The organism is Sediminibacillus halophilus, from assembly GCF_900103695.1.
GTDB lineage: Bacteria > Bacillota > Bacilli > Bacillales > Amphibacillaceae > Sediminibacillus > Sediminibacillus halophilus.
Genome location: NZ_FNHF01000005.1, coordinates 155,000 through 179,896, shown reverse-complemented (window position 1 = coordinate 179,896; position 24,897 = coordinate 155,000). Strand labels below are relative to the sequence as shown.

20 protein-coding genes are annotated in these 24,897 nt (G+C 44.9%); 13 read left to right on the top strand and 7 right to left on the bottom strand.

The features are described 5' to 3' along the window. Positions 1-15 precede the first annotated feature (15 nt). From BLR82_RS16265 to BLR82_RS16255, 3 genes are read left to right on the top strand one after another with little or no spacing between them, the layout of a single operon-like run. Entirely contained in the window at positions 16-939 is a 924-nt protein-coding gene (locus tag BLR82_RS16265) for an ATP-binding cassette domain-containing protein (protein ID WP_074600526.1), read from the top strand. Then, positions 932-1,675: an ABC transporter permease gene (locus tag BLR82_RS16260; RefSeq protein ID WP_074600525.1), complete on the top strand. Its 744-nt coding sequence runs from the start codon at positions 932-934 to the stop codon at positions 1,673-1,675. The genes BLR82_RS16265 and BLR82_RS16260 overlap by 8 nt, the downstream gene beginning before the upstream one ends. 20 nt (positions 1,676-1,695) lie before the next feature. Beyond that, positions 1,696-2,595, top strand: coding sequence for a sensor histidine kinase (locus tag BLR82_RS16255; RefSeq protein ID WP_074600524.1), 900 nt, complete (start codon positions 1,696-1,698; stop codon positions 2,593-2,595). An 87-nt stretch (positions 2,596-2,682) separates the two neighbouring features. On the opposite strand, the gene BLR82_RS16250 is transcribed toward BLR82_RS16255, so the two are convergent. Then, positions 2,683-4,092 carry a DHA2 family efflux MFS transporter permease subunit gene (locus BLR82_RS16250; RefSeq protein ID WP_083334915.1) on the bottom strand — a complete coding sequence of 470 codons (1,410 nt, stop codon included), beginning with the start codon at positions 4,090-4,092 and terminating at the stop codon, positions 2,683-2,685. A 281-nt stretch (positions 4,093-4,373) separates the two neighbouring features. On the opposite strand from BLR82_RS16250, the gene BLR82_RS16245 reads away from it, so the two are divergent. Next, the gene (locus tag BLR82_RS16245; protein WP_074600522.1) at positions 4,374-4,955 is read left to right on the top strand and encodes a TetR/AcrR family transcriptional regulator; all 582 of its coding nucleotides are present in this window, start codon (positions 4,374-4,376) and stop codon (positions 4,953-4,955) included. Positions 4,956-5,029: 74 nt separating this feature from the next. Here BLR82_RS16245 and BLR82_RS16240 read toward each other — a convergent pair whose 3' ends face one another. Beyond that, positions 5,030-5,932: an AraC family transcriptional regulator gene (locus tag BLR82_RS16240; protein WP_074600521.1), complete on the bottom strand. Its 903-nt coding sequence runs from the start codon at positions 5,930-5,932 to the stop codon at positions 5,030-5,032. Positions 5,933-6,199: 267 nt separating this feature from the next. Here BLR82_RS16240 and BLR82_RS16235 point away from each other — a divergent pair, with 267 nt between their 5' ends. The 7 genes from BLR82_RS16235 (at position 6,200) to BLR82_RS16205 (ending at position 18,211) form a co-directional block, all read left to right on the top strand. Then, complete coding sequence (locus tag BLR82_RS16235) at positions 6,200-7,444, top strand: ABC transporter substrate-binding protein (RefSeq protein ID WP_074600520.1); 1,245 nt, start codon at positions 6,200-6,202, stop codon at positions 7,442-7,444. A gap of 33 nt (positions 7,445-7,477) precedes the next feature. Next, positions 7,478-9,475, top strand: coding sequence for a glycoside hydrolase family 31 protein (locus tag BLR82_RS16230; protein ID WP_074600519.1), 1,998 nt, complete (start codon positions 7,478-7,480; stop codon positions 9,473-9,475). An 81-nt stretch (positions 9,476-9,556) separates the two neighbouring features. Beyond that, on the top strand, positions 9,557-10,819 hold the full coding sequence (locus tag BLR82_RS16225) for an ABC transporter substrate-binding protein (protein ID WP_245693847.1): 1,263 nt from the start codon (positions 9,557-9,559) through the stop codon (positions 10,817-10,819). Between the two features lie 77 nt (positions 10,820-10,896). Further along, entirely contained in the window at positions 10,897-11,778 is an 882-nt protein-coding gene (locus BLR82_RS16220) for a carbohydrate ABC transporter permease (RefSeq protein ID WP_074600518.1), read from the top strand. Positions 11,779-11,780: 2 nt separating this feature from the next. Next, entirely contained in the window at positions 11,781-12,599 is an 819-nt protein-coding gene (locus tag BLR82_RS16215) for a carbohydrate ABC transporter permease (protein WP_074600517.1), read from the top strand. 32 nt (positions 12,600-12,631) lie between these two features. Then, positions 12,632-14,944 (top strand): alpha-xylosidase, encoded by a 2,313-nt coding sequence (gene yicI / locus BLR82_RS16210; protein WP_074600516.1) that lies wholly within the window; start codon positions 12,632-12,634, stop codon positions 14,942-14,944. 249 nt (positions 14,945-15,193) lie between these two features. After that, positions 15,194-18,211, top strand: coding sequence for a glycoside hydrolase family 3 protein (locus tag BLR82_RS16205; RefSeq protein WP_083334908.1), 3,018 nt, complete (start codon positions 15,194-15,196; stop codon positions 18,209-18,211). 52 nt (positions 18,212-18,263) lie between these two features. Here the strand turns inward: BLR82_RS16205 and BLR82_RS16200 are convergent, their stop codons facing one another. From BLR82_RS16200 to BLR82_RS16180, 5 genes are all read right to left on the bottom strand, one after another. Further along, a complete protein-coding gene (locus BLR82_RS16200) occupies positions 18,264-18,998 on the bottom strand; it encodes a glucose 1-dehydrogenase (RefSeq protein ID WP_074600515.1) in 735 nt (244 codons plus the stop codon). A 14-nt stretch (positions 18,999-19,012) separates the two neighbouring features. Continuing rightward, positions 19,013-19,450 (bottom strand): MarR family winged helix-turn-helix transcriptional regulator, encoded by a 438-nt coding sequence (locus BLR82_RS16195; protein ID WP_074600514.1) that lies wholly within the window; start codon positions 19,448-19,450, stop codon positions 19,013-19,015. Between the two features lie 253 nt (positions 19,451-19,703). After that, positions 19,704-20,924 carry an MFS transporter gene (locus BLR82_RS16190; protein WP_074600513.1) on the bottom strand — a complete coding sequence of 407 codons (1,221 nt, stop codon included), beginning with the start codon at positions 20,922-20,924 and terminating at the stop codon, positions 19,704-19,706. Positions 20,925-20,936: 12 nt separating this feature from the next. Further along, on the bottom strand, positions 20,937-21,287 hold the full coding sequence (locus BLR82_RS16185) for a MarR family winged helix-turn-helix transcriptional regulator (protein ID WP_245693846.1): 351 nt from the start codon (positions 21,285-21,287) through the stop codon (positions 20,937-20,939). A gap of 247 nt (positions 21,288-21,534) precedes the next feature. Further along, positions 21,535-21,981: a hypothetical protein gene (locus BLR82_RS16180; RefSeq protein WP_074600512.1), complete on the bottom strand. Its 447-nt coding sequence runs from the start codon at positions 21,979-21,981 to the stop codon at positions 21,535-21,537. Between the two features lie 348 nt (positions 21,982-22,329). Here BLR82_RS16180 and BLR82_RS16175 point away from each other — a divergent pair, with 348 nt between their 5' ends. Both BLR82_RS16175 and BLR82_RS21215 read left to right on the top strand, forming a co-directional pair. Then, the gene (locus tag BLR82_RS16175) at positions 22,330-22,959 is read left to right on the top strand and encodes a hypothetical protein (RefSeq protein WP_074600511.1); all 630 of its coding nucleotides are present in this window, start codon (positions 22,330-22,332) and stop codon (positions 22,957-22,959) included. Positions 22,960-23,220: 261 nt separating this feature from the next. Then, a partial coding sequence (locus tag BLR82_RS21215; protein WP_074600510.1) for a phage tail tip lysozyme occupies positions 23,221-24,897 on the top strand: 1,677 nt, incomplete at its 3' end.

The window sequence follows — 24,897 nt, the reverse complement described above, 5'->3', positions numbered from 1 at the left end:
TAAGGAGGCAAAAAGATGAAAGCATCTATTTTAAAAACTGATCATTTATCAAAGAAATACCATGGCAAAATGGCGCTCGATAAAGTGGAGATGTCGATTGCTAAAGGATCGATTTACGGTTTTATCGGGCAAAACGGAGCCGGGAAATCAACGTTTATTCGCTTGATAACGGGTCTTGCCAGTCCGACTGCGGGGTCATTCGAGCTATTCGGGCAGAATAGTGAACAAGGGCTGATACAAGCGAGGAAGCGAATTGGGACGATCATTGAAGGACCTGCTTTGTATCCGCATATGACGGCGGCTGAAAATCTCGAAGCGCACAGGCTGTTAAAAGGTATCCCTGGTAAAGAATGCATTGAAAAGACACTGAAACTTGTCGGATTGCAGGATACGGGGCGCAAGAAGGCTAAAAATTTCTCGCTGGGGATGAAGCAGCGTCTCGGACTTGCCATTGCTTTATTGGGTGATCCCGAGTTTTTAATCCTTGACGAGCCGATTAACGGACTCGACCCGATGGGCGTCATTGAGATCAGGGAACTGTTAAAAAAACTCAACAAGGAGCATGAAATCACCATGCTGATTTCCAGCCATATTTTGAGTGAACTTCATTTATTGGCGACTCATTATGGAATTATCCACGAGGGGAAATTGCTGGAGCAGTTATCGGCAAAAGAATTGAATGAAAAGTGCCAGCAATACCTGCATATAAAGGTCGATCAACCAAATAAAGCGACTACCGTATTGGAGGGACAGCTGGAAACAAGCGAATTTGAAGTCATGGCGGACGGGACCATCAAGCTGTTTGCCTATACAGATTCACCAGGCAAAGTATCTAAAACACTGACAGACGAAGGCTTGATTTTGGAACAATTTATGCCGATGGGAGAAGAATTGGAAGCATACTTTACCAATCGCATCGGAGGTGTGCAGCATGGGTAACTTGATGAAGACCGAATGGTTCAAGTTGAGAAATGACCGTTCCTTATGGGTGCTGACAGGAATAATTATCGCCTATGCTGTCCTCCAGACAATGATGGACCGCTTAGACGGTGGGGAACTCGCACAACTGAATGATTACTACCAGTATTATGCCCTCAGCTTCAATGAGCAAATCGTTTCTTACATCCCTTGTATTCTAGCCGGTTTTTTTATTACGAGCGAATATTCGAGGGGAACGATGAAGTCTCTCGCTTCGTCTGGAAATAACCGGACCAGGATTTACTATGCCAAGTTGGTCATGTTCTCGGTGGGGGCCATTATCATCTCGATCACCATGCCGGTGGTTATGACTGCCATCAGTACAATCGCAGGATTCCCTGGCAGTTTGGACTGGTCCTATTATCTCCAGACAATCGGACTCACGATTCTATATGCGGCAGCTTTTGCCTCGGTCATGGCTGTATTTTCAATTATGTTTACTGACAGCGGAAAAACGATTGGTTTTTTATTGCTGTTCTTCATGTTGGCAGATACCTTGTTGGGGATGATCAGTTCCAAACTGGCATTCTTGAAACCTGTCCATGACAATTCTGTTTTCCAGTTATCCAAAAAGATCATCGAAATCAACCAATTGGGTGGTACGGAAGTAATCAAGGTAACCGTGGTTCCAGTCGTGACATTCCTGGTATTCGGGATGGTGGGCAGCCTTATTTTTAAACATAAAGAAATCAAGTAGGAAAGGTGGCGGGTGAGTAAATGTTATATGGAGCGATGATCATAACGGGATTGCTTACTGTTTATCTGCTCACCCGTCAGTACTTGTTAAAAAAGGAAATCAAGCGGATGGCTGGCCAGCTGCGTGCTGTGAATGAACAGGTTACGGGAAAGAAAGTGGACATTCGTTTTTTTGACAACGATATAGAAAAGCTGGCAAAGGAAATCAATCATCAAATCGATCGGACAAAAAAAGCCAAGGCGGACAAGCGAAAGACGGAAAATGAGCTGAAGCAGGCGATATCTTATATCTCTCATGACATCCGCACGCCGTTGACGACGATATCGGGATATCTTCAGTTTTTGGAATCCGATCAATTAAGTTCTGAGGAAAGAAAGGAATATATCGGTACCGTCAAGAAAGGTGTAAAAAGATTACAGATCTTGCTGGAGGACTTTTTCGAGCTTTCTGTTATCGAACAAGCGGATTATCCGATGAAACTGGAGAGGGTAAAATTGAATCCTCTCCTTTCTGAGGTGTTGGTAGGTTTTTATGAAGAATTCAAAAAAAGAAAGATAGAACCGAGATTTGATAGGTCGGAGGAAGAGATCATGGTAATGGCTGATCCGTCCGCGGTTAAACGGGTGCTGGAAAACTTAGTAATTAATGCAGTCAGGCATTCGAGCGGGGATGTATCTGTCCAACTTGAACAAACGCCTGCATCCGTCCACTTGACTGTCAGCAATTCGGTCGACCGGTTAAGCGAAGAGGATTTGGTCCATCTTTTCGATCGGTTTTATAAAGCGGACCAGACAAGGACGGGAAAGGGTACAGGGCTTGGACTACCGATTGCCAAGAGCCTCATGGAAAAGATGAATGGCAGTCTGACCGCGGAGTTTGTTGAAGGGCAATTAAGGATGAAATGCCAATGGGAAAGGTAAAAGTGAAAAAATCATACGTTTTTCTTGTGATGAAAGAATCCCCTCCGATAAAAGGAAGGGGATTTCTTCTAATACCAGTAAACAGGTTCAGCCCACTGCCAATTCTTCTTCCGGCGCCTGTTTCACACGCTTTATCCAAAAGGACAGGACAAGACTGATCACCCCGAACAAAAGCATAACGGCGTAGGCGTCACTAATTCCCTGGATAGAAGCTTCCATGGTCATGTGTGCCTGTGTTTCACCGTTTGCTGCCCCCTGGGCCGCGATATCCTGCAGATGGTTTTTCGTTCTGCTGGTCATAATCGTGACGATCAAGGAAGTGCCGATCGCACCAGCTACTTGCCGAGCCGTATTGGAGATGGCCGTTCCGTGTGCGTTCAGGCTGGATGGCAGTTGGTTCAGTCCTGCCGTTTGCAGCGGCATCAGGAACAATGCCATCCCGATCCGGCGGCCCGTGTACATCAATATGAGGAATGTATAGCTTGTCGCATCGCTCAGGTTTGCGAAGCTGTAGGTCGTTGCCAGAATAATCGTAATCCCGAAAATGGCCAGCCACTTCACTCCGTAGCGATCGAAAAGCTTTCCTACTACCGGGCTCAATAGTCCCATCAAAAGTGCTCCGGGAAACATGAGGACTCCGGCTTCCAAAGCGGTGAAGCCCCGGGCGTTTTGCAAATAAAGCGGCAGTAAAATCATATCGGCATACATCACCACCGTAATCACGCAGTTGATGATCGTCGTCAAGGAAAACATGTTGTAGCGGAAAGCCTTCAAATCAAGGAATGGCTTTCCGGAAGTCAACTGGCGCCATGTAAATAGCCCGATTGTCAATACCCCTATACTGAGAGCAATCACTACTTCGGTATTGGACCATCCCTCGTTCCCTGCCTCGCTGAATCCGTACAAGAGGGCTCCGAATCCGATGGTGGAAAGAATCAGACTGACCAGGTCAAGCTTGCTTTTAGTGGTTTCCGAAACGTTTTTCAAAAAGATGAAGCCGCAAATAATGATTACGACCACAAATGGCACCATGCCATAAAACAAGACTTGCCATGGAAAAGCATCTAGAATATAACCGGTAAGCGTCGGCCCGATGGCAGGAGCAAAAATAATCGCAAGTCCGACCGTACCCATTGCGGCTCCACGCCTTTCCGGAGGGAAAAGCGACAAAACCACGTTCATTAATAGCGGCATCATAATCCCTGTTGATGCTGCCTGGATGAGCCGACCGGTGAGCAGGACAGGGAAGTTCATGGCCATGGCGGAGACAAGTGTCCCGGTCAGGAAAATGATCATCGCGGTTTGGAACAGCTGGCGGGTTGAAAAGCGCAGCATCAAAAAGCCCGTGACCGGAATCAGCACACCGTTCACCAACATATATCCTGTCGTCAACCATTGGCCGGTCGCCGCTTCAATGTTGAATTCCTCCATCAATGTCGGGAGTGCAACGGTCATGGTTGTCTGGTTGAAAATAGCAAAGAAAGCGCCCAAAATCATGATCGTCAAAACTGGACCCTTTCTGACCACACTGTTGTCTGTTGTTTTGCTGGAAGTCAATGATTTTCATCCTTTCCTGGTTGTTTCAATAATTTTATAAACTGTAGTATAATTTACAACATATAAATTAAATTATAGATAGGAAGATTGGTGGGTTCAATATACAATTTTTTGTGATCTGTCTATTAATTTACAATCGATGAATTGATGTCGTTTAAAGCAGGGAAATTCAGCAGAAATTTAAAAAATGTAGTATAGAAAGAAAGGGGAGGAAAAGGGAGATGGAGGAAAAGAAAAAAGCTGATCCACGAATCGTTCGGACACGTCGATTATTGAAGGATGCGTTTGTCGAACTGATACAGGAAATCGATATCGAAAAACTGTCGGTAAACCGCCTTGCGGAGCGGGCGACAATCAACCGGGTCACCTTTTACCTGCATTACCGGGATATACCGGATATGCTGGAAAAGATGGCCGAAGATATGATGGAAGATTTGATAAGGGTATGGAGGGAAGCGAGAGCAGAACGAAACTCCACTGAAGAAACCGAAAAATGGCATGTAATGGAGCGTGTACTTCACCATATAGCCGACAATGCAGGGTTTTACAAAGTCGTCTTCACCTCTAAACGAATTCCGATTTTTCGAGACAGGCTGTTGGCATTTCTGACAGAGCGAATTATTTCGAGAGTGGAGCGGAAGGAAGATGCTTCCAGTGTACAGAAAGACATTGTGATTTGGTACGACTCCGCCGCCTACATGGGTACAATCGTGGCCTGGCTGCAAAATGATATGCCATACACGCCGTCCTATATGGCGAAACAGATTTATCAGCTTCGCCACCGAGTGATGGAGGAGAGATAGACGGATTAGATGGTTTTGGTAAAAAAGACGATTTCCTTTTATTTGGGAATCGTCTTTTTAGTGGCTTGATCAGGTTATCTATTCGAAAATCCTATCGGTTCTTCTACAGGCTCTTTCACTTTTCTATAACGAGATGGCGTACAGCTTTTAAATCGTTTAAATGTACGAATGAAATAACTTTGATTGTCGAAGCCTGCGTCCAATGCAATGGTGAGGATTTTTCGATCAGTTTCCCGCAGTAATTTCGCCGCATGATTGATACGGATAGTATTGATATATTCAATCGGTGTCATCCGGACAATCGACTTAAAGAAACGGTTGAAATGGCCCTCGCTCATTTGTACAACGCAGGCTAAATCTTTTATCCTGATTTTTTCCTGGAAATGGTCCTCGATATATAGGAGGACCTTTTTGATTTGGTCCGTTTTAACATTATGGACGGCCTTGTCAGGGATAGGATAGTTTCCAAGCCATTCCGCCATCACTTCGAACAACAATCCCTTGATTGCCAGTTCATAGGCTGGCGGTCTGTTTTGTTCATAGTGGATGATGCGGGAGAGGGAGTATAAAATCGATTGCTCCCAGTCAGTTTTTGGTTTGATGATGAGAGGCTGGGATGTTTCAAGCTGTTCCAAACGGTCTACATAATGGGACTCTATTTGATCGTACGCAAAGCTGCGGAGAAAATTAAGATGAAAGACGATAGCGGTGATTTGAAAATTGTTTTGTTCGTAAGGATATGCCGCATGCAGCTGACCGCTCGGAATCAGAACCGCTTCACCTGGCTCTAAGATGACACTGGAGGAACCAATTTGAAAAATGGCCGGTCCTTTTTGCAGTAGCGTAAATTCCATTTCATAATGCCAGTGCAAGCCAAAAATAACACCATTGGAATCGAGTTTATTTTCCGTATAGGTTCTTAAAGGAAACATCGGATCTCCATGATTTCTATCTTCCATCAACCGATTTTTATCCATTTGTGATTTCCCCCCTTATCTCTCAATATATCAGAATTGTGTTATAAATTGCGAGAATTAATAAAGAAAACGCTTTCTATTATCACTATTATTTTAATTAAGCATTTGCTTCTCCCTTATCAGGCATCTCGACAAATCAAACGCGTCCAAACCGCGAATGGTCAGGGGTCTTATTTTTTATCAAATAGTGAAAGCGATTAACTAAGTCTTGCCGCATGACAAAAGTGGGAGAGTGCTGATTTTACAAGAAAAGAAGGGGTGTTGTTGTTGAAGAAAGGATGGCTGTTGTCTTTTACTAGTTTGCTGCTTTTCTTCATGCTGAGCGCTTGCGGAGGTGGTTCCAGTATCACAGAAGAGTCCGGTACGGACACGGAAACCGCGGATGGGAAGCAGGAAATTCTTTTGTGGCACTATTATACCGGATCCGAAGAGTATTTGACGGAACTGTTGGACAAATTTAATGAGTCACAGGATGAAGTGCATGTGAAAAGTGAATATGTGCCGTTCAGCGATATCAAGAAGCAATTATCCATCGGATCTGCCGGCGGCAATCTTCCTGACATTATTATCTCCGACACCGTCGATAACGCTTCTTTGGCATCGATGGGCGTACTGGCCGACATTACTGAGAAAGTGGAGGACTGGGAACAAACAGAGAACTTTTTGGATTCTCCCCTGCAATCGACCGTCTATGAAGGGAAACATTACGGCATGCCTCTGACGAGTAATGCGTTAGGTCTATTTTACAACAAAGGCATGTTTGAAAAGGCAGGAATGGAACCGCCTGAAACATGGGAGGAGCTGAAGAAGGCTGCTGCAGAATTAACAACGGAGGATCGGAAAGGACTGGGCATATCTGCGGTTAAGTCAGAAGAAGCCACCTTTCAATTTTATCCGTTCCTTTATTCTGCGGGTGGAGATTATCAACATTTAGAATCGGAAGAAGCGAAAAAAGCATTATCACTTATCAAAGACATGCTGGATAACGATTCGATGAGCGAGGATATACTCAGCTCTACTCAGGATGATTTGGCGACGAAATTTTCCTCTGAGCAATTGGCGATGATGGTAAACGGCCCCTGGATGATCGAACGCCTGCAGGAAAACAATCCAGACATGGACTTCGGGATTGTGCCGATTCCGAAAGACAAACAAGTTTCCTCCGTACTTGGCGGTGACAATATTGAAATTACCAAGGAGGCCAATGTTGATGCGGCCTGGGAATTTTTGACGTGGCTGTTGGCTCCTGAGCAAATTGAAGGCTTTACTAAGAATACAGGTTATTTTCCGCCAAGACAGGATGTTCTGAATGATTCGGATTACTGGAAGAACGATGACTACTTACAGGCGTTCATACCGATTATGGAAGTGGCGGAAGCACGCGGACCCTCACCGGATTGGCCGAAAATTTCGGAAGCGATTCAAATTGCCATACAGGAATCCCTGACTGATTCGAAGCCAGTGGAAGAAGCTTTATCCGATGCGGCCGCGAAGGTAGAGGAAGTAGAATAACCGATTACTGCTGAGTTGGAGGGTGCAGGAGATATGAAAGAGGTTTTCAGAAAACAAGGCAACCGCCTGATACGAGAATACGATAGTGAAAAACTTTGGATTGAGCCATGGGGAGAAAACAGCTTGCGTGTCCGCTCGACGTTCCACGCGGAAATGGAGCCGCAAGACTGGGCCCTGCTTGAACCGGAAGAGGGCACTGCCGAGATTACGATCGGCGCGGAAAAAGCCATCGTGCAAAATGGCAAAATCAGGGCCGAGCTGACAAGTGCCGGCAAACTTACTTTCTATAACCAAAAGAATGAGATACTACTGGAAGAGTATGTCCGAAACCGCAGGAACATCAAAGCGTTTTGCAGTGCGTTGAAAATAGATGCACGTGAGTTTCAGCCCCACTTGGGCGGGGATTACCAACTGACGTTAAGATTTGAATCCAACCCGGAGGAAAAGCTTTATGGGATGGGGCAATACCAGCAGCCGATATTGGATTTGAAAAACTGCACGCTCGAACTTGCCCAGCGAAATTCACAGGCCACTGTGCCATTCGCACTATCCAGTCTCGGCTATGGATTTCTCTGGAACAATCCAGCTGTGGGGCAAGTGACGTTTGGCAAAAACATAACCGAATGGAAAGCGGAGTCGACCAAGCAATTGGACTATTGGATCACAGCCGGAGACACTCCCGCAGAAATCGAAGAAGCCTATGCCAAAGCAACTGGAACGGTACCGATGATGCCGGAGTACGGAATGGGCTTTTGGCAGTGCAAGCTGCGCTACCAGACACAGGAAGAATTGCTGGAGGTCGCAAGGGAATATAAACGTCGCGGACTCCCGATTTCGGTGATTGTCATCGATTACTTCCATTGGCCGAAACAGGGCGACTGGCGGTTCGATAAAGACTATTGGCCGGATCCGGAAGCGATGGTCAAGGAACTGAAAGACATGGGAATCGAGCTAATGGTATCGATTTGGCCGACTGTCGATAAGCAAAGCGAAAACTATGAAGAAATGCTGCGAAAAGGCTATTTGACGAGAACGGATCGCGGCATCCGTATTAACCATGACTTTCTGGGCAACACGCTTTATTTTGACGCCACCCATCCTGGGGCAAGAGAGTATGTCTGGAACAAAGCGAAACAAAACTATTATGACTATGGAATCAAAACCTTCTGGCTTGATGAAGCGGAGCCGGAGTACAACGTCTACGATTTTGACAATTTCCGCTACCATATCGGGCCAAATGTTCAGGTCGGAAATATTTATCCTGCCATGTATTCGAAGGCTTTTTATGATGGGATGACCGCCGAAGGACAGAAGAACGTAGTCAACCTTGTCCGTTGTGCCTGGGCCGGCAGCCAGCGGTATGGAGCGCTCGTTTGGTCGGGAGACATCGACTCTAGTTTTGCCTCGTTACGGAACCAGTTTGCCATTGGATTGAATATGGGACTGGCAGGTATTCCGTGGTGGACAACGGACATCGGCGGTTTTCATGGAGGCAACCCGGATGACCCGGAATTCCGGGAATGCATGATCCGCTGGTTCCAATACGGTACATTTTGTCCCGTTTTCCGTCTGCATGGCGACCGCGAGCCACATCAGGAACCGCTTGGGACCAGCGGTGGCGGTTTATGTCCGAGTGGTGCCGACAATGAAGTGTGGAGTTATGGTGAAGAAGCCTATGAGATTTTTAAAAAATATATGGGAATGCGCGAGCGGTTGCGCCCTTATATAACCAGATTGATGAAAGCTGCACATGAAAAAGGGACTCCGCCGATGCGACCATTGTTTTACGACTTCCCGGAAGATCAGGAGGCCTGGAATGTAGAGGATGCTTATATGTTCGGACCGGACTTGCTGGTGGCTCCTGTGCTACAGGAAGGTACGGCAAGCCGCTCGGTTTACCTGCCTCAAGGGGAAACTTGGAAGGATACAAACAGCGGGGAACTTTACGAAGGCGGACAGCGGATTACCTGCGAAACACCGCTTGATACCATGCCGCTGTTTGTAAGAGTAGACGCGGAACTGCCTTTATAGGGTCTGTCTATTTATCTTTTATCCATGTAAAGTTGATGATGTTCTAACAAAAAAATTGTGTTTATTTTAGGAGGACAAAAAGTGAAAAGGATTAGTGGTTTATTATTGGCAATCGTTTCATTGGTAGTGGTGTTATCTGCATGCAGCGGCGGAACTTCCATCACTGATGACGAGCAATCTGGTGGTGAGGGAGAAGCAACGGAAGGGTCCAAGGATGTTACCATCTGGTTCCATTATACCGGAAAACAGCAAGAAGAATTTTTAAGTTTGATAGATGAGTATAACGAGTCGCAGGATCAGTATGAAGTGGAAGGGGAATACGTTCCGTTTGCGGACGTGAAGAAGCAGCTTTCTGTCGGTGTGGCCGGCGGTACACTGCCTGACATGGCTTTGATGGATGTGGTCGACAATGCGGCCTTTGCCGAGCAAGGGGTTTTGGAGGATATCACCTCGAAGGTCGAAGAGTGGGGAGAAATCGATAACTTTTACGAAGGTCCCGTAGAATCGGCCACGTATGATGGCAAGTACTATGGTTTGCCTGTCGGCAGTAATGCGCTGGGATTGTTTTATAACGAAGATTTACTGAAGGAAGCTGGCATCGAAGAGCCGCCAACTACCTGGGACGAATTGAAGGAAGATGCAAAGGCACTGACAAACGATGATACGAAAGGTTTTGCCGTTTCGGCTGTTAAATCGGAAGAAGGCGCTTTTCAATTCTATCCTTTCCTCCGTTCCGCTGGAGCCGATTATGATTCGCTTGATTCGGAGGGTGCAGTGGAAGCGATGACGCTGCTTACAGACATGATTGAAGAAGGATCGATGGGCAGCGATGTGGTCAATGCAACCCAAGATGACCTGGCAAGACAATTTGCCGCAGGGAAATTGGCCATGATGGTCAATGGTCCATGGAACATCGAACGATTGAAGGAAGAAAGCCCGGATATGAATTTTTCCATCAGCCAGATTCCGAAAGATGAACAGTTCGCTTCCGTTTTAGGGGGAGAGAATTTGACTATCATCAAAGGCGGGAATGTCGATGGCGCATTTGACTTCTTGACTTGGTTCTTGGAGCCGGACCGTCACGAGACATTTACGTACGAAACGGGTGTCTTCCCGGCAAGAAAAGATGTGTTGGAAAACTCGGACCATTGGACGGAGGATCCATATTTGAACGGATTTGTGCCGATAATGGATGGAGCCGTACCAAGAGGACCATCTCCGCAATGGCCGGAAATCTCTGAATCGATCCAAATTGCGATTCAAGAGTCGTTGACAGGTACTAAATCACCAGAAGAAGCATTGGACAAGGCAGCAGAGTCGGTCAGCGAGACGGTTGACGAGTAAAGAAAAAAGCCCCTTGTCATAAGGGGCTTTGCCTTTATAACGCAATCAAGAAAACAGGGAAAAGGAGACAAATCGGTATGAAAAAAGGCAGATGGGGAGAATACTTATTTATTTACCCGGCAGTGATTTTCATGCTGCTGTTAATCGGATATCCCCTGATTTATAACATCATTTTAAGTTTTCAAGACGTAGACCTTAACAGCCTGGCGACCGGTGATAAACATTTTGTCTGGTTCGACAATTATAAAGCTTTGGCCGATCAGGACGGCTTCGGGATTTCGGTTTGGAACACGATTGTGTACACGCTTGGAAGTGTCGTGTTTCAGGTCGTAATCGGGTTTCTGCTTGCGTTGTTTTTCAGCATGAAATTCAAGCTGGCTTCCTTCTTACGCGGTGTCGTGATGATCAGCTGGTTGATTCCCCTGACTATTACCGCGTTATTGTACAAATTTATGATGGGCTCTGGCGAAGGGATCTTTAACCAAATGCTGATGGGTATCGGCTTTATCGATGATCCGATTCAATGGCTTTCCAATCCGGATATTGCCTTGTGGAGTGTCATCATCGCCAACATCTGGGTAGGCATCCCGTTCAACATGCTGCTACTGTCGACGGGCTTGAGCAACCTGCCGGAGGATGTCTATGAAAGCGCCAGCCTGGATGGGGCTAACTGGTTCCAGAAATTGTTCAAGATAACGATACCTTTATTGCGCCCGGTACTTCTCGTCGTGTTGATGCTTGGTTTTATCTATACGTTCAAAGTGTTCGACCTGGTGTTTGTCATGACCGGAGGCGGACCAATCAATTCGACCGAAGTATTATCTACCATCGCTTACCGGCTTTCCTTCAATGAGTTCCAATTCAGCCTGGGGGCCGCGGCAGCGAACATTTTGTTTATCATTTTACTATTTGTCAGTGTCATCTACCTGTTCATGATTAACAAGGATGAGGAGGCTTAAGCATGCAGAGGAGAAAAGAATGGATGTTGAATAGTTTAGGGATCCTTTTCGTCTTAATCTTTTTATTTCCCGTCTATTGGATGATCATCACGGCTTTTAAGAGCCAATCCGAAATCTTTCAGTCTACACCGACGTTTTGGCCGAAAGACTTTCAGTTCACCAGTTTCATTGATATTTTTAAAGACAATGTCGGCCAATATTTCCTGAACAGCTTTATGATCGCCGGTTTAGCTACGATTCTGGTATTGGTGCTGGCGGTGCCTTCGGCTTACGGTTTGGCGAGATTCAAAGTGAAAGGAAAAAATCCAATGATTTTATTATTCCTTGTCACGCAAATGCTGCCGGCGACCGTCATTTTGACGCCGTTGTTCATCGTTTTTAACAACCTAAGTCTTCTGAACACGTATTGGGGGCCGGTGCTTACTTGTGCCACACTAGGTGTCCCGTTTTCCGTATTGATCTTGCGGACCTTTTTCCTCGGGATTCCCAAAGAACTGGAGGAGGCGGCAAGCATCGATGGCTGCGGTCGGTTCAGAACCTTTATACGTGTCATCGTTCCGATATCGTATCCAAGCATCGTAGTATGTGCAGCTATATCCTTTTTCTTTTCCTGGGGAGATTTAATCTTCAGTATGACATTTAACCGGAACCAGGACTTATGGCCGCTGACGGCAGGGATATACAATGCAATCGGGCGTTATGGAATCGAGTGGAATGACTTGATGGCGTTTGCTACCGTATCGGTATTGCCGGTTATCGTGATCTTTGTCATCCTGCAGAAACAACTTGTGAAAGGCCTGGTCAGCGGGTCGATCAAATAGAGCAATCAATGTAGTTAGGAGTGTAGAAGCAGATGAAGTTTACCAATGGATTTTGGCTTACCAGAGAAGGATATGACATTCATTTTCCCAGAATCGTCCGTGACGTGAAAATAGAGGATAACACAGTGACCCTTTTTGCCCCTTGCAAAGAAATCAATCACCGCGGGGATACATTGAATATCCCTTCACTGACGATTCAGTTGACCGCGCCAGTCGAAAATGTCATCCGTGTAAAAGCCTGGCATCATAAAGGAGAAGTGCACCGGGGCCCCGATTTTAATGTAGTCCCTGAAGAAGTCTCGTTGAAAACAGGAATGACACGGGAGGAGGTGCTCGTTTCCAACGGTTCCCTGCAAGTAAGAATTCAACGCAACCCATTCCATATACAGTTCTTACATGGCGAGACCCCACTGACGCATATGGAGGCGAACGGGATCTCCTGGATTCAAGGACCGGAAAAGGAAAGCTATATGCGTGCCCAGTTAAACCTTGGTGTCGGGGAAAGTTTATATGGGCTGGGGGAACGGTTCACGCCATTTGTTAAAAATGGGCAGGTTGTTGAAACCTGGAACAAGGATGGGGGAACCAGCTCGGAGCAGTCGTATAAAAACGTTCCATTTTACTTAAGCAGCCGCGGTTATGGCGTGTTTGTCAATCACCCGGAAAATGTTAGCTTTGAACTTGGCTCCGAAGCGGTCTCCAAGACCCAATTCAGTGTGGAAGGGGAGCTCCTGGACTACTATGTGATCGACGGGCCGACACCAAAAGAGGCACTGGGCCGTTATACCGAACTAACCGGAAAACCGGAACTGCCCCCAGCCTGGTCGTTTGGCTTATGGCTGACCACCTCGTTTACGACCGATTATAACGAGGAAACGGTCAATCATTTTGTAGACGGGATGGCAGAACGTAATATTCCATTAAGCGTGTTCCATTTCGACTGCTTTTGGATGAAAGAATTCGAATGGTGCAATTTTGAGTGGGATCGGGATTGTTTCCCGGAACCCGAAGCTATGCTGCAGCGCTTGAAGGCAAAAGGACTTAAAATTTGTGTTTGGATCAATCCGTATATCGCGGAAAAGTCTCCCTTATTCGATGAAGCGGCTGCTAATGGCTATTTGCTTAAAAAGGAGAACGGCGATGTATGGCAATGGGACTTGTGGCAAGCAGGAATGGGGATTGTCGATTTTACCAACCCGGACGCTTGTCAATGGTATGCCGGTAAATTGAAATCATTGCTGGATATGGGGGTCGACACCTTCAAGACCGATTTCGGTGAGCGCATACCGACTGATGTCGTGTATTTTGACGACTCGGATCCAAAGCGCATGCACAATTACTATGCGTACAAGTTCAACAAAGTGGTGTTCGACTTGTTGAAGCAGGAAAGAGGGGAAGGCGAGGCGGTTGTTTTTGCACGAGCAGCCACAGCCGGCGGCCAGCAATTCCCGGTCCACTGGGGCGGTGACTGTGATGCGACGTATGAATCGATGGCAGAAAGCCTGCGCGGCGGACTTTCCCTTACACTTTCCGGTTTCGGATATTGGAGCCATGATATCGGCGGCTTCGAAAACACGGCGACCCCGGATTTGTTTAAGCGCTGGACGGCGTTCGGCTTGTTATCCAGCCACAGCCGCCTTCACGGCAGTAAGTCCTATCGTGTCCCATGGCTTTTCGATGAAGAAGCGGTGGAAGTGACCAGGCATTTTTCTCAAATAAAAAACAGCCTGATGCCGTATTTGTTTGCGAAAGCAGTAGAAAATCAGCAGACAGGTGTGCCAGTCATGCGTCCGATGATACTCGAATTTCCTGAGGACCGGAACAGCCATGTACTCGATCAACAATACATGCTGGGGGATTCCTTGCTGGTAGCTCCGATTTTTAATGAAGAAGGAATCGCTTCCTATTACTTACCGCATGGAAAATGGACCCATTTGCTGACGAATGAAGTAGTCGAGGGTGGTTCCTGGCACCAGGGACACTATAACTATATGAGTCTGCCGCTGTTCGTAAAGGAAAACACCATCCTGCCGGTAGGCAAAGTTAAGGACCGGCCCGATTACAATTATACGGAGGAGGTATCCTTTGTCATTTACCAGCTGAACGACGGGCAGGAAGCAAATACTGTCATTACTGATTCAACTGGAAATCGTAAAGGAAAAGTAGAAGCAGTCCGTGACGGCAACCAAATCACCATCAGCACAGACATGGAGCAGCTTTCCTATTCTATTGTTTTAAAAGGAATTACTTCGATAGTTTCGGCTTCAGCAGGTGAATGGGAAAAACAAGCGGACGGTGTTTGTCTCAACCTGCAAGACTCAAAGGAGGTGGTGCTCACTCTCTAATGAATACTGAACACTCTTTATCAGACAAGAGCTAGACAACAAGAATAGCTGGCCACCGTTTTCAACGAATAAAAGACCCCCTCTTTTAGAAAATTGGAAACGGTGGTTTCTTTATCACCTGGCTTTCATTCTATTCATTTAGAGAAACAGGTTGTTGTCCCTGATAGAAGGAGGTGGTATGAAAATAAAACAAATGAATGTAAACGATTTCTCTCAGATTCATTTATAAACCAGAAGAGGAGGCTTTATATGATTTTAAAGAAATGTTGGAAAGTCAGTCTTAGTCTGTTGTTAATCCTAGTGTTGGTTGCACAGGGCTTTCCCGCTGAAAAAGCAGACACCATTCATGCGGAGCATCCAGCCTATGAATTTTCATTTCAAAATCCTAACCTGCCATTGGAAAAAAGGGTGGACGACCTTCTATCCAGGCTGACATTGGATGAAAAAGTTTCATTGTTGCACCAATATCAGCCCGCTATCCCAAGGTTGGGAATAAAATCGTTCCGGACCGGAACAGAAGCGCTGCACGGCGTGTCCTGGCTCGGTGAAGCGACAGTGTTCCCCCAGGCAACTGGTTTGGCCAATACATGGAATAAATCATTAATAAAGGAAGTTGGATCTGCGGTTGGTGATGAAGTCCGTGCCTTCCACAAAAAGTACCCTGAAGATGTAGGTTTATCGGTTTGGGCACCTGTTGTCGATCTACAGCGTGATCCGAGAGCCGGTAGAAATGAAGAAGGATACGGGGAGGATCCGTATCTCGCTGGTCAAATATCGACTGCTTATTCCAATGGTCTGAAAGGTTCCGATTCTTTTTATGTCAAAACCATTCCGACCTTAAAACATTTTCTCGGATATAACAATGAGGAAAACCGGGGAGCGAGTTCTTCCAGTCTGGATCCAAGAAACTTAAATGAATACCAGATGAAGTCGTTTGAATATGCAATTGAATCGGGGGCAGCATTGTCCATGATGCCTGCTTATAACGCAATTAATGGAAAGCCGGCTAACTTGAGCCCTTTAATCAATGATGTTGTAAAAGACGAATGGGCGGATGATTTCTTTGTCGTAAGTGATGCAGGAGATATCTCCGGCTTGGTCAATGATCATCAATACGTGGACACCTATGCAGAAGCGGCAGCATTGTCGATAAAAGCAGGGGTAGACAGTTTTACCGACCAGGATGACAATTCGGAGATTGTCACAGGATGGGTTCATGATGCCTTAGACCAAGGTCTGTTGATCGAATCAGATATCGACAAAGCAATCCGCAATATTTTGACAGTACGCTTCCGGACAGGCGAATTTGACGGTCCTGAGCTTGATCCATACGCATCCATCGATGAAGATGTAATCAACAGTGAAGCACATCAACGGCTGGCATTGGAAACCGCCCGCGAACAACTGGTGCTGTTGAAGAATGACCAACAAGCACTTCCACTGAACAAGGATGGGGAAGAAAAAGTCGCCGTGATTGGTCCGTTGGCTGATCAGGTTTTCAATGATTTCTACAGCGGTACGCTTCCTTACACAGTGTCAACCCTGGACGGGGTAAAAGAAAAAGTCGGGGGCGATCGAGTAGACTTTTCACGCGGGGTTGATCAAATTGCGCTTCAATCGAAGGCAACTGGCCAATACGTAACAGCATCACCGGATGGAGATATGAACCTGGCAGCAAATGCTGACGAGATTGGTAAAAATGAAACCTTCTCCCTGTATGATTTTGGATGGGATCAATATTTGCTTCGTTCCCATGCAAATGATAAATATGTGGCCAATAAAAATGGTTCTCACGATGTCGTGAACAATGAAACATCACCGGGAAGGCAGGAAAACAGGCCGGGAACACAGGATTGGTTCACCTACCAAAATTATAATTATGAAAAACAAGATGATGGAAGCTTCGCACTTTACAACTACCAGACAGGCCACTGGGATACCGGACTTGAAGGCGGAAGGTATGTCACGGTGGGGGAGGAAGCGCCTCATGCATTGACAGCAACTAAACAATCCGTGACAGGAGACACAGAAAAGTTTGAACAAACGGTAGTAGTGGACGGTGAAGCAGAAGCACAAAAAGCTGCAAAGGATGCAGAAACAGCTATCGTCGTTGTCGGGGACCAGACAATGCTGAATGCTCGCGAGACGATCGACCGTGAAGACATTATCCTGCCACCGTCTCAAAAAGAATTAATTGAAAAAGTGGCTGCAGTGAACGAAAATACGATTGTTGTGCTGGTGTCCAGTTATCCGATGGCGATGCCGGAAATTGAAAACCATCCAAATGTGAAATCAATTCTTTATTCAGCACATGGCGGACAAGAGGAAGGAAACGCGATAGCTGACGCATTATTTGGCGATTACGCACCTGCCGGCAGATTAAACCAGACCTGGTATGAAAGCGTAGACCAGCTTACGGATATCATGGAGTATGACATCATCAAAGGGGAAAGAACCTACCAATACTTTGAAGGGGAGCCACTCTATCCGTTTGGCCATGGTCTTACTTATACAGTCTTCGAGTATAGCAACCTGCGTCTGAATTCCCATCATATCAAAGACGATGGCGAAGTAACCGTCCGGGCAGACGTTACGAACACTGGATCAATAGCAAGTGATGAAGTTACTCAGTTATATGTACATGACAAAAAGGCGAGTGTTAAACGGCCGATTGAAGAACTGAAAGGCTTTGAACGGATTCACCTGGAACCGGGCGAGACAAAAACTATTACATTTACATTGCCTGCCAGCGAATTGGCATTCTGGGATGTATCACAGGATAAATATGTCGTAGAGTCCGGTACCTTCGATATCATGGTCGGCAGGTCTTCTGAAAACCTCAAATTAAAAGGGACCTTGAAGGTCGATGGAGAAAAGGTTGCGCCGAGGGATTTGACGAAAGTCACCAATGCGGAAAACTACGATGATTACAGCGGTGTCAAGATTGTCGAAGAATCACAGTCGGGTTATGAAGCTATCGGTGAAATAGACACCGGCGATTGGACTGCGTTTAAGAATGTGAAGTTCTCTAAAGGGATTTCCCAGTTGGAAGTGCGGGTTGCAAGCAATAAAGGCGGCGGTACCATAGAACTGCGTCTCAATGATCCGGTCAGCGGAAAGCTGGCAGGTACAATTGACGTCCCTGAAACCGGCGGATTGCAGGATTGGGAAACGGTCACTACGAAAGTGAAAAAACTGGCTGGAAAACATGATGTTTATCTAACCTTTAACGGGAATTTCCGTCTTGATACGTTCCGGTTAAAATAAATGAATGAAAAAGCCTGATCTGTTTAAGATCAGGCTTTTTTGCTTCGTTACTTCATTGGGCAGTCAAGCCGCCGTCAATTACAAATTCAGCGCCGGTACTATAACTTGATTCCTCTGAAGCGAGGTATAGTACAAGGTTTGATACTTCCTCCGGTTTGGCAACCCTTCGATTAGGTATATGTTTGGAAAACTCTTTTATCGCATCTTTTGAATCTTCTTGTGCTATCATTGGCGTTTCAATTACACCAGGATGGACTGAATTTACGCGTATACCGTAAGGAGACAATTCTAGTGCCGCCGCTTTCGTCATTCCCCTGACTGCGAATTTTGTGTCCGTATAACCGATAGCTCCACCAACGAGGCCGTTAATAGATGAGATATTTATAATGGAGCCGCCATTTTGTTTTTTCATAGCAGGCGCAACGGTTTTCATGCCTAGGAAAACAGACACCTGGTTAATATCCACGATTTTTCTGTATTCTTCTTCGGAAATTTTTTCGATAGATTTATTCATTGTAATTCCGGCATTGTTCACTAACACATTAACATGCCCAAACGTCGATTCTGTTTCAGAAACAACGTTTTCCCAATCTGCAGCATTGGTGACATCAAGTCTGACAAACTTTGCATGATCCCCGATTTCAGTTGCCAACGCTTGCCCCTCTTGTTCAAGGATATCTGCAATCACCACTCTGGCACCCTCGCTTTCGAGCAGCCTTGCGTGAGCCGCGCCCATTCCCCGTGCTCCTCCTGTAATAATCGCAACCTTTCCGTTTACTCTCCCCATATGTATTTCCTCCTTTATGATTGTTTTTGTTCTTTTATCCCTGTTAATAGCTTCTCCTGGATCTCCAAGTATTGAGTGATTTCCTTTTCATCCAGAACATTAAAATGCTGTAAAAATAATTTTTGGCCAATTCCCTGGGCTTCCTCTAGAGCCTTTTCCCCTTCAGAAGTAATCTCCAACTGTGTAATCCGCCGGTCATTCTCAACATTTACCTTCTCTGTCAGCTTTAAATTAACCAGTTTGGCAGCGATGTTGGTCATTGCACCTTTGGTATAGCCAAGGGTATTGGCTAACTCTACTTGTTTTTGAGGACCTTTCGAGCTTAATTCCGCTAAAACTAGTATGGGTGAAATTCCCAGAGGATAGGAGAATGCTTTGGTGAATCGGATAATATTCTCATTGTTGATTTCCTGGATGGTATGAATTAGTTTGAAAATATTATTTTGTGTCAAAAGTCTTCCTCCCTTACGTGATTGTTTGCCAGGTATTTTTGAACAACCTATTAACAAGATAACGTCTCGCGGAAAAAGGTTTAATGTTAAACCTTTTATTTAGTTTAGCATTAAACTAAATATTTGTATAGCTTGATTATATATCAGTCGTCATCTTTATTTTCTCGGCAGATGATGCTAAATAGAAAAAAGCCCAATCCATTAAAGATCAGGCTTTTTTAGTGCTTCTAGATATCTATCAGGTTACTCACAGTCAATTCGCTTTCGAATTACCCGCTTCCATGGGATTCATCTCCATCAAAAGTGAACGTTCCTTCTTACCGTGCATGAAATAATAAATCGCCGTCGTTACAATCACCAACAATCCCATCATAATATACAGGTTGCGGTATCCGGATAATGGGATGATCAACCCAAGTACATACGGACCAAAACCAAGCCCTGCATCCAGTGCGATATAATAGGTGGAAGTCGCCAATCCGATCCGGTGCGTTGGGGTTACCTTGACAGCAATGGCTTGCGTGGTCGATTGCATGTTACCAAAACCGAGACCGATCAGAGCGCCAGCTAATAACAGGATGAAACTGTTTCCTGCTGTGCTTAATAGAAGCAATCCTGCTGCAAATAAAGCAAATGTCGGGTACATGACCCAGTTGGCGCCCTTCACATCCATCAAACGACCAGTGAAAGGACGGGAGACCAAAATGGCTACCGCATAGACAACAAAGAACAAACTGGCCACTTGAACCAAATCAATTTCGATTGCATAAAAATTGATGAACGACAGTACGCTGGAATAGCCAAGTGATAATAACAGCACAACCAATGCGATTGGCAAAGCTCTTGGCTCGATAAAATGGGACAACGTAAAGCCTGCTTTTTCCTTTGTTTTCATCGGTTTTTTCACTACCGGTACATGGACAAACAGGGCAATCAGGAAACTGATGATGCTTAATGCCAGGCAAAAGCCGAATATCGTTTGGAAACTTGTATGCTCACTCATATACAGCCCGATGAAAGGGCCAATTGCTGTAGCCAAAGTAATACTCATGCTGTAAAAGCCGATTCCTTCGCCTTTCCGCTCTTCCGGGATAACTTCCGCGATGATTGTACCCGTCGCGGTACTCGCCATCCCCAGGGCGACTCCGTGCAATAAACGTGTGATAAGCAAAAAGGTAATGCCGGTATCAATAAAATATAAGGCGGATGTCAAAATAAAGAAGATCAGTCCCGCATACAACATTTTTTTGTTGCCGATTTTGGTGATCATTCTTCCTAAAAACAGCCGGCCGATCAGCGTTCCGATGATAAATACTCCAGTCACAAGTCCTGCCTGGCTTTCTGAAACGCCGAACTGTTCGACGGCATAAACGGCCATGGTGACCAACAATAAATAAAAGACTAGATATAAGAAAAAGTTTGCTGAAGAAACAATGGTAAAATCTTTCGTCCATAATTTTGCTTTTGTATTCACTGGTTGTTCTCCTTACTTTGTTAGGTTGTTACGTATTTGTTCCATAATACGAATTGTCTCCTGCTGCTCTTCTTCGGAAATGCCATTCAAAATATCCTGTTCAAATTGATCGATGGTTACACGGACTTCTTCGTACACGCGGGTCCCAAGCTCTGTCAATCGCATAGGCTTTTCACGTTTATCTTTGCCGGCAACTTGTTCTACGTAGCCAGAATCCTCCAGACGGGCGATCGTTCTGGTCACCGTAGGTTTCTCTACGCCTTGATAGTGGGAAATCTCGACAGCGGTTGAAGCGCCGTGATTATATAAATAGTACAAAATCGTCCACTGGGATCGATGCAGCTGATGTTTGTGGAGCTGCACGTTCAATTGATTTTCAAAAGGGCGGTATAACAAAATTAAGTCATGGAAAAACTTTTGAGCGGGTTTTATAGGAAACACCTCTATTCAAATGGTTACCAAGGGTAATGGTTACTCAGAGTAACTATTTAATATTACCAAATGTAAAAATTGCTGTCCAGTGATTATGGAATGGGGGCGAAATCTCGACAATAGAGGGGAAGACAAAAAAATGAGAAGAATACAAGTATTCTTCTCACATGCAAACATGCTAATTGATTTTTCTTGTTTCTTCGGGAAACTCTGCGAACACCAATCCACCCAGGCTAATAATAAGCTTGTCCATTACCTGATTACGTATCGTGAATAGGGCCTTATCGTTATAGCCAATTTCCATGGCGGATTTATCGATCGACCAATTGTTAAAATAACGGTATTGGATGAATTCCTTTTCAATAGGGGACAACTCCGCTATTGCCCGTTCTATCGATTCCATCAATATTTCCAATTCCGTTAATTCATCCTCCAATTTTTCAAGGCCTTTGGTGGAGATACCGATTTTTGTGCCTTCCGTACTTCTTTGTGATGGTAACAAACGTTCTAACTGTTTTTTTATGTTAATGGCTGCCACCTTATAATTGTGGTAGTTCTTTAGGTGTTTTTCAATGATCTTGATCATTTTTTTGCGTTCTTGCTTTTCCAAATTAATAAAAAACATTTAAAGTCCCCTTTCCTTCATCCTGATTTTGGTCTATATAAATTAAAGAAGTGAGTTGTTTAATTTTGTAAACTGCTTTGCGGAGTTTTTTCAATAATTTGGGATAATATTACATTAATTGTTATGGTTAAACGGGTCAGAAGAGACCAAAATGAAGTGCAAAGCCCATCCATCCTGTTTTTCGTCTAAATGGTAATTTAAGTAATTCTGCTTATAGCTTTCTTACCTGCTTAATTGGTAAACTTAAGATATAGCAAAAATCGCCCTATTCTGCATGTAAAAGATAGTTTACGACTTAGATACTTGGTTATTAGGCTAGGGCACATGGGATGGGAGGAAAATTACATAATGAATAAAATGAAGTTCTTTTCGTGGATTATGGTGGCACTGCTATTGCTGATTGCACTAGGAGCTTGTTCCAAAGCAAATGATGAAACATCGTCAACCCCTGATACATCAACGAAGGAAGAAAGTGTGGATTCTTCGAATACACCTGATGAGGATTCAAATGATCAGGACAACAAGAAACAAGAAGAGGAAGACGAAACGGAGTCCGAGGCTGAAAAGAATCAAAACAACTCAGAGGCTGATCATGAGTCAGACACTGAAACTCCAGATGAACAAACGGAAGCATATATGGATGAGTCAGCTAGTAATAGAAAAGATATAGAAGACTATCTAAATGAAAAATATGCTATTGAAAACACCCACTATACAACAGAAACCTGGCAAAATGAAGACACCGGAGAAACAGAATATATGGTTAAAATACTTCCGGATACCAAAGAAAGTGATGAAGAAATCACAGGAGCCCTTAAAAATGGAGAAACCGATGAAAGAATTGATACGATGATGAATCTGGCAGAAAAGATAATGGATGATTTGACTGAAAAAAATAACAACATTCATGTAGATTCTGTTAATTATGTATCTTATGATGGCGAATATGGTTTGACTTTAATCCAAGACTATAAGTAACTAAGGGAGAAACAAGGACAAAAGGTGATATGTCCTTGTTTCTTTTTTTACCATTAGAAATGAGAGTCGGCGGAAATCTTTCGTTCAGCTATGTTTTTTTACCTGACAAATTTCGAACCGATAAAGAGTTATTTGGGAATATTTCTGGGATTTTTTCAGGAGAAATGTATTAGTTTATCGCGGTTTTTTCCACTAATCCCCAATGTAAGATGGATTTGTAAAAGCTTTTACAAAACTATTTTACAAGGAGTGTTATGGACTATGGTAAGTATTACTAGACAAATTTCAGAGTACAATTTTTCCAGTCGTAATGGGAGCACAGTAGATTATATCGTTGTTCACGATGTAGGGATACCAGGGCAGACGGCTAAAAATAATGCAGATTACTTCGGGGGCGGTGACAGACAATCATCGGCACACTATTTTGTCGACAGAACATCTATTTATCAAGTAGTGGAAGAATCCAACAGCGCGTGGCACTGTGGAGATGGGAACGGTATTTACGGAATTACCAATGCCAATTCCATCGGGGTCGAAATGATTGTCGAAAGCGGAGAATATATTCATGAAGAAACCATTAGCAATGCAATTGGTCTAATTCAAGAGCTTCAGGCTAAATATAATGTGTCGTTCGAGAATGTCGTCCGCCATTATGATGCAAGTCGTAAAAATTGCCCACAGTTTTTGAATAAAGATGGCAATTGGACTGGTTGGAACAGTTTCAGAGATGAACTGTCTGAGGATGATGCTCCAGAACCGAGTGAACCAGATTATCCTTCAAGAAATGGCTATACGGAAGAACAAATTGATAACGTAGAAATTATTACAGAGTATTTTAAGGAGAAGGGTTGGACCATTGCAGCAATTTCCGGTCTACTCGGAAACATGGAACAAGAATCATACATCATGCCGGATATTCCTGAAATATCCAATGGCCGGGGTTATGGATTGGTTCAATGGACAAGCAGCGAGGATCGATCTGAGTTAGGTGTTGACTATATTCAACGACTGCTTCAAGATGCAGGAATAGAAGGCGATTATCGCAGTATTCATACGCAATTGGAGCTCCTTAATTGGCAGATGTACAGCGGCACCCAGTACTTTGAAAAACCGGAGTATCCATATTCACCCGAGGAATTCACGCAGTTACAAGATCCTGCTTTAGCGGCAAGAGCATTTGAAAGGAACTTTGAACGACCGAGAGATCTCCACCCGGAGCGTGCTGATATGGCCATAGGTTGGTATAACTATTTAACCGGTAATGGAAATGAGGAGGGCAATCCCGGTGATTCAGACGGTGGCGAATCCAGTACTTATACGGTACAGTCGGGAGACAACCTAAGTTCCATCGCCTTGAGATTTGGTGTGACCGTTGCACAGCTACAGGAGTGGAATAATATCAGCGATCCAGATGCAATCCAGATAGGCCAGGTGTTACGGGTGAAAGCCCCTGAAGACGGTGGAGGCAGTGGAGCGAGCACCTATACCGTACAGTCGGGAGACAACCTGAGTTCCATCGCCTTGAGATTTGGTGTGACCGTAGCACAGCTACAGGAGTGGAATAATATCAGCGATCCAGATGCAATCCAGATCGGCCAGGTATTGCGGGTGAAAGCCCCTGAAGACGGTGGAGGAAGCGGAGCGAGCACCTATACCGTACAGTCGGGAGACAACCTGAGTTCGATTGCTGTGAAATTCGGAGTAACCGTTGCGCAGCTACAGGAGTGGAACAATATCAGCGATCCAGATGCGATTCAAATCGGCCAGGTATTACGGGTGAAAGCCCCTGAAGACGGTGGAGGCAGTGGAGCGAGCACCTATACGGTACAGTCGGGAGATAACCTGAGTTCGATCGCTGTGAAATTCGGAGTAACCGTTGCGCAGTTACAGGAGTGGAATGATATCAGTAATCCGGATGCAATCCAGATCGGGCAGGTA